Here is a 17,761-nt window from a genome sequence, read left to right on the forward strand (position 1 = left end):
GCCCGCGCAACGATCTCTGTCAGGAAGGAGCGGTCAGAACCGCCGGAAAGCACGCAAGCATGGCTGAACCCGAAACCGACATCGCGCGCGACAGCCTCTCGGCCCGCATCTATGCGCATCTGCGGTTGGCCCTGATGACCGGCCTCCATGCGCCGGGCAGCCGGATCAGCATTCGCAAGCTGGCGGTGGCGCTCGACACCTCGCCGACTCCGGTACGCGAGGCCGTGTTCCAGCTGATCCGCGAAGGTGCGCTGGAACTGCAGCCCGGCTTTCAGCCCCGGGTGCCCGTGCTGGACCTCGCCTCCTACCTCCAGATCCGCGACACGCGCGTGCCGGTGGAGCGGATGGCCGGCGAACTCGCGGCGGTGCATATGACGCCAGAGGATCTCGACCAACTGCGCGCCAGCCATGCCAGCTATGCAGAGGCGATCGGCGCCCGCAACTGGCGCGGGGCGGTCGCGGCCAACCGGGCCTTCCATTTCACCATCTACCAGGCCACGCAGAACCCGGTTCTGGTCAATGTCCTGGAAACGCTCTGGCTCTTGTCCGGTCCCTTCGTGGCCGAGCAATTCCCCCATCACGCGCAACTGCCGACCGATGCCCATCCGCATCTGATGATCATCGACGCCCTGCGCCGCAGATCGCCGCAAGAGGCCGGCGATCTTCTGGTCCGCGACCTGCGCGAAGGCGCCGCGCGCATCGTCAGCCGCTTTCACGACCCCGCAAGCCAGAAACGCAGCCGCAAGGGCCGCAAGCCCGCCGACCAGAGCCAGACCGCATCGGGCACTGGCGGGACGGGACTCGCCCGCTCATCAGCATAAGTGGAATTTATGACCATTTTTATTGCAGCACGCCGATGACTGTGCCAGTCTGCTGCAAGACATCGCAACGGAGGCGCAGGTGATCAGGGACGCGGATCTGTTGGACAGCCTGGTGCAGACGGTGCGCCGTTTTGTGCGCGAAAGGCTGGTCCCAGCCGAGGCCGAGGTCGAAGAGACCGACGCCATCCCGCCCCGTCTCATCGCCGAGATGCGCGATCTGGGCCTCTTCGGCCTGTCGATCCCGGAAGACTATGGCGGGCTTGGCCTGACGATGGAGGAAGAGGTCCGGGTGGCGCTGGAACTGGGGCAGACCTCACCCGCCTTCCGTTCGGTCTTTGGCACCAACAACGGCATCGGCGCGCAGGGGATCATCGTCGACGGCACCGCGGCGCAAAAGCGTCACTGGCTGCCCCGGATGGCGGCGGGCACGGTGATCGGCTCCTTCGCGCTGACCGAACCCGATGTCGGCTCGGATGCGGCTTCGGTCAAGACCACGGCGCGGCGCGAGGGAGATCATTACGTCCTGAACGGCACCAAGCGCTATATCACCAACGCGCCCCATGCCGATGTCTTCACCTTGATGGCGCGCACCGGCGGACCGGGGGCCGCGGGGATCAGCGCCTTTCTGGTGCCGCGCGATGCGCCGGGCCTCAGCCTTGGCCCGGTCGATGCCAAGATGGGCCAGCGCGGCACGCGGACCTGTGACGTGATCCTGCAGGACTGCATCGTGCCCACCGATGCCGTGATCGGCGGGGTCGAGGGGCAGGGTTTCAAGACCGCGATGAAGGTGCTGAACCGCGGGCGCCTGCACATCGCCGCCGTCTGTGCCGGGCTGGCAGAGCGGCTTTGCGCGGAATCCGTCAGCTTTGCCCGGAGCCGGGTGCAATTCGGCAAGCCGATCGGGGAACATCAGCTGATCCAGGCCATGCTGGCCGACAGCGCGGCCGAGACCTTTGCCGGCCGCGCCATGGTGCAGGACGCCGCCCGCCGCTTTGATGCCGGCGAAAGCATCGTGCAGGACGCCGCCTGTGCCAAGCTCTTCTGCTCCGAGATGGTGGGCCGCGTGGCCGACCGCGCCGTGCAGATCCACGGCGGTGCGGGCTATATGCGGGCCTCGCCGGTCGAACATTTCTACCGCGATGCGCGGCTGTTCCGGCTGTACGAGGGCACCTCGCAGATCCAGCAGATCATCATCGCCCGCGAAATGTTGAGGGATTAGCATGGCGGCGGCACTGGGCATCATCGCGGACGATTTCACCGGCGCCATGCTGGTCGCGGGCAAGCTCGAGGCGGCGGGCATCGAAGCCCCGGTCGCCTTCCACCCCGAAGGACTGGTGGAGGGGCCGGCGGGCCAGATCGCCATCCTTGCCACAAGGGCGCGCGTCCTTTCCGTGCCTGCGGCGCGGGCGCTGATCGCGGCCTCGGCCGATGCCCTCACCGCCGCCGGCTGCCCGCGTCTGGCCTACAAGGCCAGCGGTTCCTTCGACAGCACGGCAGAGGGCAACATCGGCCCCGCCGCCGAACTGCTGAGCGACCGCGCCCACGGCCTGCCCGTGCTGATGAGCGCGGGCTTCCCCGCCTATGGCATCACGGTGCATCAGGGCTATCTCTTCTACCGTGGCCGGCTGGTGACGGAGTCGATCAAGCGGCAGGACCCGCTGACGCCGATGCCTGACCCTGATCTCGCGCGCTTTCTGTCCTGCCAGACCCAAAGCCCGGTGGCCCTGTTGCCCCACGGCGTGCTGCGGCAGGGGGCGGAGGTCGCCTTCGCCGCCTGGCAGGCAATCCTCGACGGTGGCGCGCGGCATGTGCTGGCCGATACCAGCGATGACGGGGATGTGGAGGTCACGGTGGCGCTGGCGCTGCGCCGCGCTGCGGTCGTGGTGGGAAGTGATCCGCTGATCATCGGCTACGCGCAGGCGCTGGCGGGCGCACCGGTGGCACCGGCATCCGTGTCGCCGGTTCAGGGGCCTGGGGCGGTGATCGTCGGCAGCGTCGGACCCACGGCCACGGCGCAGATCGCCCGGTTTGCGACGCATGGCCCGGTTTTGACCGTCGACCCCGCTGACCCGCGCAGCGATGCGGCGCTGATCGCAGCGGCGCTGGACTGGGCCGCGCCCCGGATCGGGCACACGCCCTTCTGCATCGCCACCGCAACCGATGAGGCCGAGGTGGCGCGGGCACAGGCGGCGCTTGGCGCGATCGGCGCGGCGCGGCGGGCCGAGGCGCTCTTGTCCGCCATCGCCGTCGGCCTGCGCGACCGGGGCATCCGCCGGCTCGTCGTCTCTGGCGGCGAGACTTCGGGCGCGGTGGTCGCAGCCCTCGGCATCCGCCGGATGCGCGCCCTGCCCGACGGCCCGCTCGGCAGCGGTTTTTGCCGGGCCGAACTGCCGGTGCCGATGGCCCTGTTCCTGAAATCCGGCAAACTCGGGCCGGAGGATGTGCTGCCCCGCGCCCTCGATGCGATGCTAAGCCCGTGACCGCGCCCAACCCGCCCGCCGAAGCCGAAAGGACCTAGCCCATGACCGATGCCGCGCAAAGAGCCGAGATCCTGGCCGCCGTCGCCTTTCTGGAGGAGACGGGTCTGAACCACGGCAGTTCCGGCAATATCAGCCTCCGGCAGGGCGACCACATCCTCATCACACCCACCGGCGCCCGGGCTTCGAACCTGACCGCCGAGGGCATCGTCGCCATTGATCTGGAGGGCGACCTCAAACCGGGGACCTCCGGCATTCCTTCGACCGAATGGCGGCTCCATACCGAACTGATGCGCCACAACCCGCATGTCCAGGCGGTGGTCCACAGCCATGCCGACAATTGCGTGGCCCTGTCCTGCCTGCGCCAGCCGATCCCGCCCTTCCACTACATGGTGGCGAGTTTCGGCGGCAACACCATCCCCTGCGCGCGGTACGAGGCGCTGGGTTCCGACGCCCTCGCAGATGCCGTGGTGGAGGCGAGCCGGGGTCACAAGGCCTGCCTGATGGCCAATCACGGCATGATCACGCTGGGCACCTCGCTGTCCCAGGCGCTGGACCTGGCGGTCAAGCTCGAGATGCTGGCCCGCCAGTATATCCTCGCCCGGCAAGCCGGCTTGCCCGTGCTTCTGTCCGAGGCCGAGATGGAAGAGGTCCACCGCCGCTATCCCTATTACGGTCAGGCCCGGATGCCCCGCTGACCCTTTCAATGCCCAAAACCGCAGATGATGCAGGAGAATGCCATGAAAGATGTCTTGCCCCTCGAAATCTCTGGCCGCGATGCCGATCTGCGCGCCCGTGCGGCCCGGGTCGTGCCCGGTGGCCTCTGGGGTCACCAGCGCGCCGCCGCCGTGCCGCGCGGCTTTCCGCAGTTCTTCAGCGGCGGCAAGGGCGCAAGGGTGACGGATGTGGACGGCAGAAGCTATATCGACTTCATGTGCGCCTGGGGGCCGATGGTTCTGGGCTACCAGCACCCGGAGGTGGACGAAGCGGTGCGCCGCCAGCTGGAGAAGGGCGATTGCGTCGATGGCCCGACCGAGCATCTGGTCGAACTGGCCGAGCTTCTGACCCGCACCATCCCCCATGCCGACTGGGCGATGTTCCAGAAGAACGGCACCGATGCGATGACCTCCTGCGTCACCATCGCGCGGGCCGGCACCGGGCGGCGCAAGGTGCTGGCGGCCAAGGGGGCCTATCACGGGGCGGCGCCCTGGTGCTCGCCCTCTCTCGTCGGGGTGACGGCGGAGGACCGGGTGCATCTGATGCGCTTTACCTTCAACGATGTGGCGAGCCTCGATGCCGCCGTGGCCGAGGCGGGCGATGATCTGGCCACCATCATCGTCTCGGGCTATCGCCACGATCTGGCCCAGACCCAGGAACTGCCCAGCCGCGCCTTCGCCGCCGCCGCCCGGGCCCATTGCGACCGGCTGGGGGCGGCGCTGATCGTCGATGATGTGCGGGCCGGCTTCCGCCTGAACCTCGGCGGCAGTTGGGAGGAGGTGGGCGTCAAGGCCGACCTCTCGGCCTATTCCAAGGCCATCGCCAATGGCCAGGCCCTCGCCGCCGTCACCGGAAACGAGGCTTTCCGCGAGGCTGCGGCCAAGGTCTTCGTCACCGGGTCCTTCTGGTACGCCGGCGCGCCGATGGCCGCCGCCGTGGCCACCCTGGGCGTCCTGCACCGCGTGAATGGCCCGGCGGTGATGAAGGCGGCGGGCGAGCGTTTTGCGGCGGGGCTTTACGAACAATCGGCCCGGCATGGGTTCGAGATCGAAATCTCCGGCCCGCCGGTGATGCCGCTGTTGCTGTTCAAGGGCGATGACGCGACCAATTCCCTGGGTGAGCAGTTCTGCCAGCAGGCGCTGATGCGCGGGGTTTACCTCAACCACCGCCACAACATGTTCCTGTCCACCGCCCATGACGCCGCCGTGATCGACGAGGCTCTGACCGCGACCGAGGATGCCTTTGCCGCCCTCGCCCGTCTGCGCCAAAGCTGAGCCCGCGCCCCGGCGGCACCATCCGCCGGGGCACCGCCCCTAAGCCCGCGCCGTCTGGGCCCGGCGCAGGCGCAGCTTTTCCAGCCCGATCGCCTCGTTCTTCTCGACATAGTCCAGCATCGCGGCGGGGCTGATGCCCAGTTGCTTGACCGCCTCGCCGCGTTCGGGGGGGATGAAGACCTCGACCGGGCGGGTCGTCATCGCCTCGACGATGCGGGCGGCGACGGTTTCGGGTGTCACCGGCGTGCCGGAGAAGGCCAGCGCCATCGCGTCATCCTCGGCCTCTTTGGCCAGCATCGGGGTTTCGGTCGCGGTGGGGTAGATCAGGGTGAAATCGACCGGGCCGCCGCGCTCTTCGATCGCAAAGGCGGCGTGGAAGGCGCGCAGGGCGTGCTTGGCTGCGGCATAGCTGGCGATGCCGGGATAGGGGATGAAGGCGTTCATGCTGGAAACGCTGATCAGATGCCCTGAACCCTGCGCCTTGAACCGCGGCAGGGCCAGGGTCATGCCGATCACCGCGCCGAAGAAATTCGTCTCCATCGTCGCATGGTGCTGTGCGAGGGGCACGTCGCGGACCCAGCCGGTATGGACGATGGCGGCGTTGTTGATGAGGCAATCAAGCCGCCCCTCGCGCGCCCAGACGGCATCGAGGGCTTGGGTCCAGTCCGCCTCGGCGCAGATATCCAAGCGCTGCGCCCAGGCGCCCCGCCCGATGGCGGCGGCCGTCGCCTCGGCCCGTTCCAGGTTGATATCGGCCAGCACGACGCGGTAGCCCGCCTCTGCCGCCAGCCTTGCGGTAGCCGCGCCGATGCCCATGGCGGCCCCGGTGATCATCACGACTTTGCCTTGTGTCATAGGGATCTCCTTGAAGAGGCGGTCAGAAATAGGTGCGCAAGGAACCGGTGACGGTGTAGTTTTCATCCACCAGATGCATCAGCCGCCATTTGTCAAAGGTCAGGCAGGGGTGCGAGATGCCAAAGCCGATCATGTCGCCGACCCGGAGGGGCGAGGTTTCCGGCACCTCCAGATGGCAATGCTGGTCGTTCAGGCGCAGCACGCGATGGCCTTCCGGCATCGCTTCCGGGCCTGTCATGCCGGGCCGGAACCATTTCAGCGCCAGCGGGAGATCGTCATAAGAGGTGTCGCGCTTGCCGAAACCCACGATGGCCTTGCCCGGCTCGGGCCGTGACTGGACATAGGCCCAGACCTCCAGCGCCGCCTGCAGGCCGCCGCCGGCATCGGCAAGCGCCGGATCACGCGCGCGCAACCCCTGCTGGGCGCGGGTGTAAAGGATCGAGTCATGGGTGATATAGCAGCCCGAACGGATCAACACCCGCTTGGGATGGCTGAGCCTCGCCGCCCCGAGCTTTTGCGCCACGATGTCGTAATAGGCCGAGCCGCCCGCCGAAAGCAGCACCTCGCCGGGCTCGAACAGGCCCTCGGCTTCGGCGGTTTCGGCCAGGGTCACCATTCCGTCGAGAAGCGCGCCGACCTGCGCCAAGGCCTCCGCCGTGCCATCGTTGCGGATCAGGCCCTCAAAACCCTCGATCCCCGCAAGGCGCAGCGCCGGCGCCTCTGCCGCCACGGCCCGCGCGAGCTCCAGCGCGCCCACCACGGTCCGGCAGCCGGTCCGCCCGCCCTCATAGCCAAGTTCGACCAGGACGTTCAGCGGGCGGTCCAGCCCGCCCTGCCGCACCGCGGCGGCCAGGGCTGCGGCATTGCCTTCGTCATCGACGAGGCAGAAGAAGTTCACCTCGGGATGCGCCTTCAGCACGGCGACAAGATCGGCCATCGCCCGCCGGCCCACCACCTGATTGGCCATGAACATCCGCCGGTAGCCGAAGGCCACGGCGACCTGAAACTGCTGTAGCGTCGCCACCGTGATCGCCCAGGCGCCATCGGCCAGCTGCAGGTCGAAGAGCGCGGGCGCCATCGTCGTCTTGCCATGCGGGGCGATATCCACCCCCGCCCGCGCCAGAAACCCGCGCATCCAAGCGCTGTTGTGCAACAGAAGATCCTGCCGGATCACTGCCACCGGCAAGGGCAGATCCTCGCGCAGAAGGTTCCAGCCCTGAGCCGCCACCTGATCCAGCGGCAGCGGGGCGGCAAGATGCGGCACCCCCTTGTCCAGCGCGGTCAGGGGCGCCTCCCAGGGGCGGGGGGCGGGAAGGGCGGCGGGCGGGCTCATCGTGTCATTCCTTGTTTAAAGGGGCGGGCGGAGGTGTCGCGGCGCGCATCCGCTCCGCCTCCATCTGGCGCAACAGCCGGAACGAGCCGTCGCGCAGGTCGTTGACCATCGCATCCCCCGCCTCGGCGGCGGATTTCCGGGCGATCGCCGCCATCAGGATCTCGTGCGGATGGGGCGAGACCTGCGCATTGCGCAGGCCCGGGTACTGGTTGGCGGTGAAGGGCCCGGCGATCAGCCAGAGGTTCTCGATCACCCCGATCAGCACCGGATTGCCCGAGGCGGCATAGATGTGGAAGTGAAAGGCGCGGTTGGCCTCCAGCGCGCCGCGCCAGTCCTCGGCCCGCTCCCGTTCGACAAAGCGGGCGTGCAGGCCGTGCAGCACCGCCTGATCGGCCTCGGTCAGACGGGGCACGGCCAGTTCGGTCGCCAGCCGTTCCAGGGGGGCGCGGGTCTCGCGCAGGTTGATGTAGCGGTCGGTTTCCAAGACCGGCACCCGTGGCTGATGGCCGGGCCGCAGCTCCAGCGCCTGTTCGCGGACCAGCTGGAACACCGCCTCGCGCACCGGCGTGGCCGAGACGGCGAAATCTTCCGCGAGCTTGCTGATGTTGAGCCGGGTGCCCGGCAGATAGGCCCCCGACATGAGCGAGAGGCGCAGGCTGCGATAGACCTGCTCGGACAGGCTTGGCCGTGCCCCGAGGCCGGGCGCGCCCTCTTCGATCCCTGTCATGCCCGTCCCACCCACCACCAAGGCCCCCGAAACGGCGCGAATCTGCCGATTTTGATATATCCTGTATGAGAATCCTCCGCCGCGCAACTTTCAACTGGACAGAGTTCCGGGGCTCGGCCATCAAAACAGGCGGCGCCTTCGTGATGCCAAGGGCAAGTCCACGGGTCCGGGTGCCGGAAGGGGGCCATATGCCAAGCGATTCAATGGATTTTTCCGCCTGTCTGGATCTGGAAACCGGGATCGGCGAAGGGCCGGTCTGGGACGATGCGCGGGGCATCCTGTGGTTTGTCGATATCCCAGCCGCCGCGCTTTACGCCTTCACCCCGTCCAGCGGCGGGCTGGCGCGCCATAACATGCCCGACCAGGTGACCAGCATCGGGCTGACGACGGACGAAAGGCTGATCCTCGCGCTGCGGACGGCGGTCCATTACTTCACCCCCGCGACGGGCAAGCTAGAGCTTCTGGCGACGCCGGATGTCGGCGCGCCGGTCAACCGGCTCAACGATGGCAAGGTCGGCCCCGATGGCTGTTTCTGGGTCGGTTCGATGCATGTGGAACGGCCGGCCCAGCCGACCGGCACCCTGTTCCGGATCACGCCGGATGGCGAATGCACCATACATTCCCGCGGCTTGCGCGTCTCCAACGGGCTGGCGTGGAGCCCGGATCACCGGACCATGTACCATTCCGATTCCCGCGGCCCCTATATCAAGGCCTATGATTTCGACCCTGCGACCGGGGCCACCGACAGGGAACGGATCTTCGCCACGCCCGACGAGGCGACAGGCCTGCCCGATGGCGCCGCCGTGGACCTCGATGGCAATTACTGGAGCGCCGGCGTCTCGGCCGGCTGCCTCAACGTCTTTGCGCCGGATGGCAGCCTGCTGCGCCGGGTGCCGGTGCCGATGGCCGCGCCGACCATGCCTTGTTTCGGCGGGGCGGACATGCAAACCCTGTTCGTGACCGGCCTGACCCGGCGGGAGGGCGAGCGGGTCCTGTCGCCGGGGCGGCTGATCGCCTGCCGGGTCGGGGTGGCCGGCGTGCCGGTGGCGCGATTTGGCGCTCCGGTCTCGGCAGTTTGATATATGATAGTTTTGCAGGAAGGATGACGGGAATGTTGGGTGCAGAAAGTCTGGTGCGGAGCCTTCTCGACAGCGGGATCGACACCTGTTTCGCCAATCCCGGCACCAGCGAGATGCATTTCGTCGCGGCCCTCGACCAGTTCCCGAAGATGCGCGCGGTGCCCTGCCTCAGCGAGACGGTGGTGACCGGGGCCGCCGATGGCTATGCCCGCATGGCCGAACGGCCGGCGGCCACGCTGTTGCACTGCGGACCGGGCCTCGCCAACGGGCTGGCCAATCTGCACAACGCGATGCGGGCGCGCAGCCCGGTGGTCAACCTCGTCGGCGATCAGGCCACCTACCATGCGCCTCTGGACCCGCCGCTCAGCTCTGACATCGAAAGCCTGGCCAAGCCGGTGGCGAAATGGGTGCGCCGCAGCCTTCTGGCCGCCGATGTCGGGCGCGATGCGGCGCTGGCCGTGGCCGAGGCTTCGACCCGGCCCTTCGGTGCGGCGGTGCTGGCCCTGCCCTCGGACACCTGCTGGAACGAGGGCGGCGTCGTGGCGCCGCGGCGGAACATCCCCCCTGCTGCCCTGGCCGATGAGGCGGCGGTGGAACAGGCGGCGGCACTGCTGACCGGGCCGGGGCAATCGGTACTGATGCTGGGCGATGCGGCGCTGCGCGAGCGGCCCCTGGCGCTGGCCGCCGCCATCGCCGCCAAGACCGGCGCCCGGCTCTTCGGCCCGACCTTCATCACCCGCGCCGAACGCGGGGCCGGGCGGCATGGCGTCACCCGCCTGCCCTATCCGGTCGACGAGGCGATCGCCGCCCTCGCCGGAACCAGCCAGATCGTGCTGGCGGGCGCGCTGCGTCCGGTCAATTTCTTTGCCTATCCCGGCAAGCCCGGCGTGCCGGAGCCGGAGGACTGCCGTCTCCACAGCCTCGCCACCCCCGCCGAAGACGCGGTGGAGGCGCTGGAGCGTCTGGCCGCCCGGCTGGGCGTCACCGCCGCCCCCGCGCCCCGTCCTGCGCCGCCCGCCCTGCCCGCGCTGGAGGGGGTTGCGATCACATCGGGCTCTGTTGCGGCCGTGGTGCAGGCGCTCTTGCCGGAAAACGCGGTGGTGGTGGATGAAAGCATCACCTTCGGGCGCGAGTTCTACAGCGGCACCGCCGATGCCGCGCCGCATGACTGGTTGCAGCTGACCGGTGGCGCCATCGGCTGCGGCGTGCCGCTGGCCACCGGCGCCGCCGTGGCAGCACCCGGGCGGCGCGTGGTGGCGCTGCAGGCGGATGGTTCGGCGCTCTACTCGCTGCAGGCGCTTTGGACCCAGGCGCGCGAGGGGCTGGATGTCACGACGGTGATCCTGTCCAACCGGCGCTATGCGATCCTCGATGGCGAGCTGAAGAATGTCGGCGCGGCGGAAGGCCCGGCCAGCGCCCGCCTCTTCGACCTTGGCCGGCCCGACATCGACTGGCCCGCGCTGGCGCAGGGCTTTGGCGTCGAAGCCAGAAGGGTCACCAGCCTTGCCGCCTTTGCCGAGGCCTTTGCCGCCGCCAACCGCAGGCCCGGCCCCTTCCTGATCGAGCTCGTGATCGCCTGAACCGCCTTGCCCAAGGAGCCTGCCATGTCGAACCAAGCCCTCGCCGCCTATCCCGACACAATTCTGCTGATCGCGGGCCAATGGCGCGAGGCGTCGGACGGGCGCCGCCTGCCGGTGATCAACCCCGCGACCGAGGAGGTCATCGGCCATGTCGCCCATGCCGGGATCGCCGATCTGGACGAGGCGCTTGCCGCGGCTGATGCCGGCTTTCGCCTGTGGCGGGCCACCTCGGTCTTCGAACGCTACCGCCTGATGCGGGCGGCGGCGCAGCTTCTGCGCGAACGGTCGGAAACCGTGGCAAGCTGGCTGACCCAGGAAAACGGAAAACCGCTGGTCGAGGCGCGGACCGAGGTCGCCTCCACCGCCGATCTGATCGACTGGTTCGCCGAGGAGGGCCGCCGCACCTATGGCCGGATCATCCCGGCCCGTCTGGCCCATGTCCGCCAGATGGTGATCAAGGAGCCGGTCGGCCCGGTCGCGGCCTTCACGCCGTGGAATTTTCCCTTGAGCCAGCTGGTCCGCAAACTGGCCGCAGCCCTTGCCACCGGCTGTTCGATCATCGTCAAGGCGGCGGAAGAAACCCCCGCCGCGCCCGCCGCCCTGATCCGCTGCTTCACCGATGCGGGGGTTCCGGCTGGCGTGATCGGGCTGGTCTTCGGCACGCCGGCCGAGATTTCCGGCCACCTGATCCCGCATCCGGTGATCCGCAAGGTCTCCTTCACCGGATCAACCCCGGTCGGCAAGCAGCTGGCGTCGCTGGCCGGTCTGCACATGAAGCGGGTGACGATGGAATTGGGCGGCCATGCCCCGGTCTTTGTCCTCAAGGATGCCGATATCGGCAGGACGGCGGCGGCGGTGGTGGCGGCGAAGTATCGCAACGCCGGGCAGGTCTGCGTCTCGCCCACGCGGTTTCTGGTCGAGGCGCCGGTCTATGACGATTTCGTCGATGCCTTTGCCGAGGCGGCGGTCAAGCTGCGGGTCGGCAATGGCCTGACCGAGGGCACCCAGATGGGGCCGCTGGCCAATGACCGCCGCGTGGCCGCGATCGAAGGGCTGGTTGCGGATGCCGTCGCCACGGGCGCACGTCTGGTCACCGGCGGCAACCGGATCGGCAACAAGGGCTATTTCTTTGAACCCACCGTTCTGGGCGAGGTGCCGGTGCAGGCCCGGGCGATGAATGACGAACCCTTCGGCCCCCTCGCCCTGATGGTCCGCATGGCCTCGCTGGACGATATGCTGACCGAGGCGCAGCGCCTGCCCTTCGGCCTTGCCGCCTATGGCTTCACCCGCTCCGCCGCGCAGGCCGGGCGGCTGACCGATGAGGTGCCGGCGGGCATGCTCTCGATCAACCATTTCGGCCTGGCCCTGCCCGAGGTGCCCTTCGGCGGCATCAACGATTCCGGCTATGGCACCGAGGGCGGCGCCGATGCAATGGAGCCCTACCTCAACGCCCGGTTCGTCAGCCACCTTCAGGTGGATTGACCGGGCGCCCCCTCAGCGCGGCGGGGAGATCTGGCGCAGCGCCGCCTTGATGCTTTCGACCGAGCCGAGCGCCACCCGATTCAGCACCGAGGAGACGGTGGGTGCTGCCATGCCGCCGGTCACGCGCAGGATCTCGTGATCCAGCCAGTCGAACAGCCGCTCCTGGATCTGCGCGGCCCAAGTCGCCCCCATCGACAGGCGGCGCGCGGTCTGTTCGGCGATCACTACCCGCCCGGTCTTCTGGACCGAGGCGGCGATGGTCTCCCAGTCGATGCCATGCTCATCCAGATTGCGCAGGTCGATGACCTCGGCATCCACCCCCAGCTCCTCGGCGGCGGCCAGCGCATGGCCCACCATCACCGTCGTCGCCAGCACCGTGCAGGCCGCCCCGCGCCGCACCACATGCGCCCGGCCGAAGGGGATGCAATAGCCCCGGTCGCCCTGCGGCACATCGAACTCCTGCTGGTAGAAGGCCACATGTTCGATGATGACCACCGGATCGTTGCAGCGCAGCGCCGCGTTGAAGAGGCCGATATGGTCGAAGGCTGTGGTCGGCGCGAGGATCCGCCAGCCCGGGAACATCCCGAACAGCGCCGAAGGATCGCCCGAATGCTGCGAGCCATAGCCGGTATGGGGCGAGACGCGGACGCGAAGCACGATGGGCACCGGAAAGCCGTCGCCGAACATGTGGCGGACCTTGCCGATGCCATTGGCGATCTGGTCGGCGGCGACAAGGCAGAAGTCGCCGAACATGATCTCGACCACCGGGCGCAAGCCGTTCAGCGCCGCGCCAAGCGCCACCCCGGTAAAACCATTCTCGGCAATCGGCATCGGCAGGACGCGTTCGGGCCACAGCTCCAGCGCGCCCTTGGTAAACCCGCTGACCCCGCCGCGCAGACGGTGGGCATCCTCGCCCATCACGATGATCGTGGGGTCACGCGCCATCGCGGCGGCGAGGGTTTCAGACGCCGCGGTGACGAACTTGACCCGCTCCAGCGGCAGGCGGGGCAGGTCGTCATGGTCCAGATACCGCGCGCCCGCCATCTCGGACAGATCGCCGATTATGCCGGCATCGAGGGTGGCGGGATCGGGCCAAAGCTCGGCCGGAATCCGCAAGGCATTGCCGCCCGGCACCGGCTCGGTCAACCGCGCCGCCGCCGCGGTGACGGCCCCCGCCATGGTCTGGCCGATGCGGGCCAGATCGGCAGAGGTGGCGAGGTTGAGCGCGGTCAGCCGCGCCTCGGCCTGCGCGATCGGGTCGCGGGCGAGCCACTCCGCCTCTTCCTCCTTGGTCCGGTAGCCGAAGTCGCTGCCGGCCCTGCCGCCCGACTGGTGGAAATGGCGGTAGCACATCGCCTCCACCACCACCGGGCCGCCGGTATCTCCGATGATCCGCCGCGCCTCGGCCATCGCCAGATGCACCGCCACCACATCCATCCCGTCGCATTCGATGGAAGGGATGCCCAGCATCGCCCCGCGCGAGGAGAGGCGGGTTTCGCGGGTCACATCGGCGATATGGGTGGCGACGCCGTAGAGGTTGTTTTCGATGAAGAAAATCACCGGAACCTGTTGCGCAGCGGCAATGTTCATCGCCTCGTAGGACCCGCCCGCCAGCGCAGCGCCATCGCCAAAGAAGGTGACCGAAATCTCGTTCCGCCCCAGAAGCTTGTCGGCCAGTGCATAGCCCACCGCATGGGGCGGGTTGCCGCCGATGATGGCGGAACTCCCCGCCACCCCCGCCGCATCGGCCCGCACATGCATCGACCCGCCGCGCCCGCCGCAAAAACCGGGGGTAAGGCCCATGATCTCGGCCATGAAGCGGTAGACCGCCTCGTCCATCGCCGGGGTGAAGGCGTCGCGGCGCGGATCGAAGCCCTCCGGCAGGTCGGCGTTGATCAGCTTGGTCAGCACCTGATGATGCGCCCGGTGCGTGCCATTGATCTTGTCGCGCCGCCCGAGCACCGACATGGCCCCCACCGCCGCCGCCTCTTGCCCGAGCGAGGTATGGACCGGCCCATGGATCAGCCCGGCCTTTTCCAGATCGAGCAGCTTCTCCTCGAAGCGGCGGACCAGAAGCATCTGGCCGTACCACCGGATCACGTCCGGCGCAGGAACCGAGGCCCAATCCGCCGCATCGGGGACTAGGCGGAACCACGGCGCCGCGGCGGACAGGGTGAGTTTCTGAGCCATGCTGAACCTTCAGATTTGATGGGAGGGAGGATGCGCCGCACAGAACATCGGCCCGCCCTTGCTGCGCGGAAAACCGTAGCCGTGGACCAGAACCAGGTCGACCTCGGCGGCGGAGGCGGCGATCCCCTCGTCGAGGATCAGTTGGCCTTCCTCGGCCATCGCCCCAAGGATCGCCGCGACGATCTCTGCCTCTGGCAGGACCCTGTCCAAAGGTCCGGTCAGCGAGGCGATGATCCGCTCCGCCTCGGGCGAAGGGCGCGGGCTGCGGTCGCCGAGGGCGTAATCGTACCAGCCGGCGCCGGATTTCTGCCCGTTGCGCCCGGCGCTGACCAGAAGATCGCCGGGGTTTTCCGGCACGACCTCGCCCCGCGCCCGGGCGGCGGCGCGGTTGAGAAAGCTGATGTCGAGGCCGGCCATGTCCTGCATCTCGAAGAGGCCCATGCCATAGCCAAAGCCCCGCAAGGCGCGGTCGATGGCGGCGTAATGCACGCCTGCGGTCAGCAAGGCCTCGGCTGCGGCGCGGGTGCGTTTCAGGATGCGGTTGCCGATGAAGCCCTCGCAGATGCCCGATTGCACCGGCACCTTGCCCAGCCGCCGCGCAAGGTCAAAGGCGGTGGCCCGCGTGGCGGGCGTGGTCTGCGGCAGGGGTACGATCTCCAGAAGCTTCATCACCTGCGCCGGGCTGAAGAAGTGCAGGCCGATGAAGCGGTCCGGCCCCGGCAGACCCTCGGCAATCTGGCGCGGGTCGATGTAGCTGGTGTTGGTGGCGAGGATCGCATCGGGGCGGCAGATGTCGCCAAGGGCGGCAAAGACCGCACGTTTGGTGGCAAGGTCTTCATAGACCGCCTCGATCACCAGATCGCAGGGGGCGAGCAGCTCCAGCCCGACATGGCCTGCGACCCGCGCCCGCTGCACGCTGGCCTCGGCGCTGGTCAGGCGGCCGCGCTTGGCGGCGGCGTCGAAGACGCGGCCCAGCGCGTCCATGCCGCGGGCGAGGGCGGGTGCCTCGCGCTCACTGAGGACCACATCGAACCCGGCCATGGCGAGGGCGGCGGCGATGCCCACCCCCATCGTGCCACCGCCAACCACACCCAGGCTTTGCAGCGGCTTGGGCGCAATGCCGCGCAGCGCCGCCGGGCGCGGGGCGGCGCGTTCGGCAAAGAAGAGGTGGCGGAGGGCGGCCGCCTCCGGGCTGGCTTTCAACCGCAGGAAGGTTGCACGTTCGTGGGCAAGCCCGGCCTCCACCCCGTGTTCCACCCCGAAGCGCAGGGCCTGCAAGGCGGCAAGCGGCGCGGTCTGGCCCTTGGCGGCCTTGGTGATCCGTTCCTCGGCCTGAGCCCAGAACGCCGGCCCCGGATCGGCGAGCGGGCGCTGGCGTGCTACGGGCGGCGGATGCCCGGTCTGAGTTGCGGCAAACGCTAGGGCCTCCGCGATCAGGGGGCCCTCCACCAACCGGTCGATCAAGCCCAGCGCCTCGCCCCGCGCCGCATCCAGCATGGCGTTTTCCGCCACCACCGGCAGGGCCGCTTCCACCCCGATCAGCCGTGGCAGACGCTGGGTGCCGCCCGCGCCGGGGATGATGCCGAGGGTGACCTCGGGCAGGCCGAACCGCGCCCCGGCACTCGCCAGCCGATAGCGGCAGGCCAGCGCAAGCTCCAGCCCGCCGCCCAGCGCCAGACCGTTCAGGGCGGCCACCCAAGGCTTTGCCGCCCCCTCGATCCGCGCGATCACCTCGGGCAGGCTCGGCGCTTCGGGGGGGCGGTCGAACTCGGCAATATCGGCGCCACCGACAAAGATCCTGCCCGCGCCGGTCAGCACCACGGCATCGACGCCGGGATCGGCGTCAAGCGCTGCCACAAGGTCCAGCAGCCGGGCGCGCACCACGGTGGACAGCGCATTGACCGGCGGGTTATCGATGGTGACAAGGGCGACGCGGCCCGACTGTTCCAGCCTTACGGTCATTCGACGGCGACCTCGGATTTGGCGGGCATCCCCGGCCTTTCGCGGCACGCGACGACGCCCCCGGACACGAGTGCGGCAATCCGGGCCTCGTCCAGCCCCAGCACATCGCGCAGCACCTCGCGGGTATCCTCACCCAGAAGCGGCGGCGCCTTGGGGTCTTGCGTGCGCTGCGCCGCCAGACCATGCGCGGGACGGATCAGGGAGATCGGGCCAAGCTCGGGGTGTTCCAGCGTCTGGATCACGCCGCGTTCCACCACCGAAGGCGCGCTCAGCGCCTCGGCCACGGTCTTGACCGGGCCTGCGGGCACGTCGGCGGCAAGACAGGCCGCCAGCCAGTGCTGCGAGGGTCTGGCCGCCACGATCGGGTCGATCTCGGCGATCAGCGCCGCGCGGTGCAGCGCGCGCTGGTGCGAGGTGACAAAGCGCTTGTCCCGGGCGAGGCCGGGCCGGTCCAGCACCTTTTCGCAGAAATCCACGAACATCCGGTCATTGCCCACGGCAATGGCAAGGCTGCCATCGGCGGTGTCGAACAGCTGATAGGGCACCACGCTGGGATGGGCATTGCCGTGCCGCCCGGCCTCTGCCCCGCCATTGAGATAGCCGCTGCCGACATTGATCAGCAGGTTCAGCGTCGAATCGAGCAGGGCAAGGTCGATGAACTGGCCCTGCCCGGTATCGCGCCGCTGGTACAGCGCCGCGAGGATCGACTGGGTCGCCACCATCCCCGCCACCACATCGGTGAAGGCCACCCCCAGCCGGTTCGGCGGCCCGTCCGCCTGCCCGGTGATCGACATCAGCCCGCTTTCGGCCTGCATGATGAAGTCATAGCCCGGCCGCGTCCGCTCCGGCCCGGTCTGGCCATAGCCCGAGATCGAGCAATAGATCACGCCGGGGTTCAGCCTCCGCACATCCTCATAGCCGATGCCCAGCCGCTCCACCGTGCCGGCGCGGAAATTCTCGACCACCACATCGGCCCTGGCGGCAAGGTCGAGGGCGATCTGCAAGCCCTCGGGCGATTTGAGGTTCAGGGCGATGGAATGCTTGCCACGGTTGGTGCAGAGGAAATAGGTGCTGACGCCCTTGTAACTCGGCACCGACCAGGCGCGGCTGTCATCGCCGCCCTTGATATGCTCGATCTTCCAGACATCGGCCCCCAAATCGGCCAGGCTCATCGTGGCCCAGGGGCCGGCCAGAACCCGTGACAGGTCCAGCACCCGGATGCCCGCAAGAGGCAGGGTCGCCTTGGTCATCTTATCCTCCCTCG

At 68.8% G+C, this 17,761-nt stretch carries 14 protein-coding genes; 8 read left to right on the forward strand and 6 right to left on the reverse strand.

What is annotated here, in order from left to right; genetic code table 11:
* Nucleotides 1-59 precede the first annotated feature (59 nt).
* From AC1DZT_RS14660 to AC1DZT_RS14680, 5 genes are all read left to right on the forward strand, one after another.
* Nucleotides 60-821, forward strand: coding sequence for a GntR family transcriptional regulator (locus AC1DZT_RS14660; protein WP_478007372.1), 762 nt, complete (start codon nt 60-62; stop codon nt 819-821).
* Between the two features lie 79 nt (nt 822-900).
* A complete protein-coding gene (locus AC1DZT_RS14665; protein WP_478007373.1) occupies nt 901-2,040 on the forward strand; it encodes an acyl-CoA dehydrogenase family protein in 1,140 nt (379 codons plus the stop codon).
* 1 nt (nt 2,041) lies between these two features.
* Nucleotides 2,042-3,301: a four-carbon acid sugar kinase family protein gene (locus tag AC1DZT_RS14670; protein ID WP_478007374.1), complete on the forward strand. Its 1,260-nt coding sequence runs from the start codon at nt 2,042-2,044 to the stop codon at nt 3,299-3,301.
* A gap of 41 nt (nt 3,302-3,342) precedes the next feature.
* A complete protein-coding gene (locus AC1DZT_RS14675) occupies nt 3,343-3,996 on the forward strand; it encodes a class II aldolase/adducin family protein (RefSeq protein WP_478007375.1) in 654 nt (217 codons plus the stop codon).
* A gap of 42 nt (nt 3,997-4,038) precedes the next feature.
* Entirely contained in the window at nt 4,039-5,289 is a 1,251-nt protein-coding gene (locus tag AC1DZT_RS14680; protein ID WP_478007376.1) for an aminotransferase class III-fold pyridoxal phosphate-dependent enzyme, read from the forward strand.
* Nucleotides 5,290-5,328: 39 nt separating this feature from the next.
* Here the strand turns inward: AC1DZT_RS14680 and AC1DZT_RS14685 are convergent, their stop codons facing one another.
* The 3 genes from AC1DZT_RS14685 to AC1DZT_RS14695 are packed head-to-tail and all read right to left on the reverse strand — an operon-like array spanning nt 5,329 to nt 8,204.
* Nucleotides 5,329-6,144 (reverse strand): SDR family NAD(P)-dependent oxidoreductase, encoded by an 816-nt coding sequence (locus tag AC1DZT_RS14685; protein WP_478007377.1) that lies wholly within the window; start codon nt 6,142-6,144, stop codon nt 5,329-5,331.
* A gap of 22 nt (nt 6,145-6,166) precedes the next feature.
* The gene (locus AC1DZT_RS14690) at nt 6,167-7,477 is read right to left on the reverse strand and encodes an amino acid deaminase (protein ID WP_478007378.1); all 1,311 of its coding nucleotides are present in this window, start codon (nt 7,475-7,477) and stop codon (nt 6,167-6,169) included.
* A gap of 4 nt (nt 7,478-7,481) precedes the next feature.
* Nucleotides 7,482-8,204 carry a GntR family transcriptional regulator gene (locus AC1DZT_RS14695; protein WP_478007379.1) on the reverse strand — a complete coding sequence of 241 codons (723 nt, stop codon included), beginning with the start codon at nt 8,202-8,204 and terminating at the stop codon, nt 7,482-7,484.
* A 188-nt stretch (nt 8,205-8,392) separates the two neighbouring features.
* On the opposite strand from AC1DZT_RS14695, the gene AC1DZT_RS14700 reads away from it, so the two are divergent.
* From AC1DZT_RS14700 to AC1DZT_RS14710, 3 genes are read left to right on the forward strand one after another with little or no spacing between them, the layout of a single operon-like run.
* Nucleotides 8,393-9,283: an SMP-30/gluconolactonase/LRE family protein gene (locus tag AC1DZT_RS14700; RefSeq protein ID WP_478007380.1), complete on the forward strand. Its 891-nt coding sequence runs from the start codon at nt 8,393-8,395 to the stop codon at nt 9,281-9,283.
* Between the two features lie 32 nt (nt 9,284-9,315).
* A complete protein-coding gene (locus tag AC1DZT_RS14705; protein WP_478007381.1) occupies nt 9,316-10,863 on the forward strand; it encodes an acetolactate synthase large subunit in 1,548 nt (515 codons plus the stop codon).
* 24 nt (nt 10,864-10,887) lie between these two features.
* Nucleotides 10,888-12,345 carry an NAD-dependent succinate-semialdehyde dehydrogenase gene (locus AC1DZT_RS14710; protein ID WP_478007382.1) on the forward strand — a complete coding sequence of 486 codons (1,458 nt, stop codon included), beginning with the start codon at nt 10,888-10,890 and terminating at the stop codon, nt 12,343-12,345.
* A 12-nt stretch (nt 12,346-12,357) separates the two neighbouring features.
* Here AC1DZT_RS14710 and AC1DZT_RS14715 read toward each other — a convergent pair whose 3' ends face one another.
* The 3 genes from AC1DZT_RS14715 to AC1DZT_RS14725 are packed head-to-tail and all read right to left on the reverse strand — an operon-like array spanning nt 12,358 to nt 17,747.
* Nucleotides 12,358-14,535 carry a dehydrogenase E1 component subunit alpha/beta gene (locus AC1DZT_RS14715; RefSeq protein ID WP_478007383.1) on the reverse strand — a complete coding sequence of 726 codons (2,178 nt, stop codon included), beginning with the start codon at nt 14,533-14,535 and terminating at the stop codon, nt 12,358-12,360.
* A gap of 9 nt (nt 14,536-14,544) precedes the next feature.
* Nucleotides 14,545-16,497, reverse strand: a complete 1,953-nt coding sequence (locus tag AC1DZT_RS14720; protein WP_478007384.1) for a 3-hydroxyacyl-CoA dehydrogenase NAD-binding domain-containing protein — start codon at nt 16,495-16,497, stop codon at nt 14,545-14,547.
* On the reverse strand, nt 16,494-17,747 hold the full coding sequence (locus AC1DZT_RS14725) for a CaiB/BaiF CoA transferase family protein (RefSeq protein ID WP_478007385.1): 1,254 nt from the start codon (nt 17,745-17,747) through the stop codon (nt 16,494-16,496). The genes AC1DZT_RS14720 and AC1DZT_RS14725 overlap by 4 nt, the downstream gene beginning before the upstream one ends.
* Between the last annotated feature and the right edge of the window lie 14 nt (nt 17,748-17,761).

The organism is Rhodobacter sp. P1_C2 (assembly GCF_056406375.1).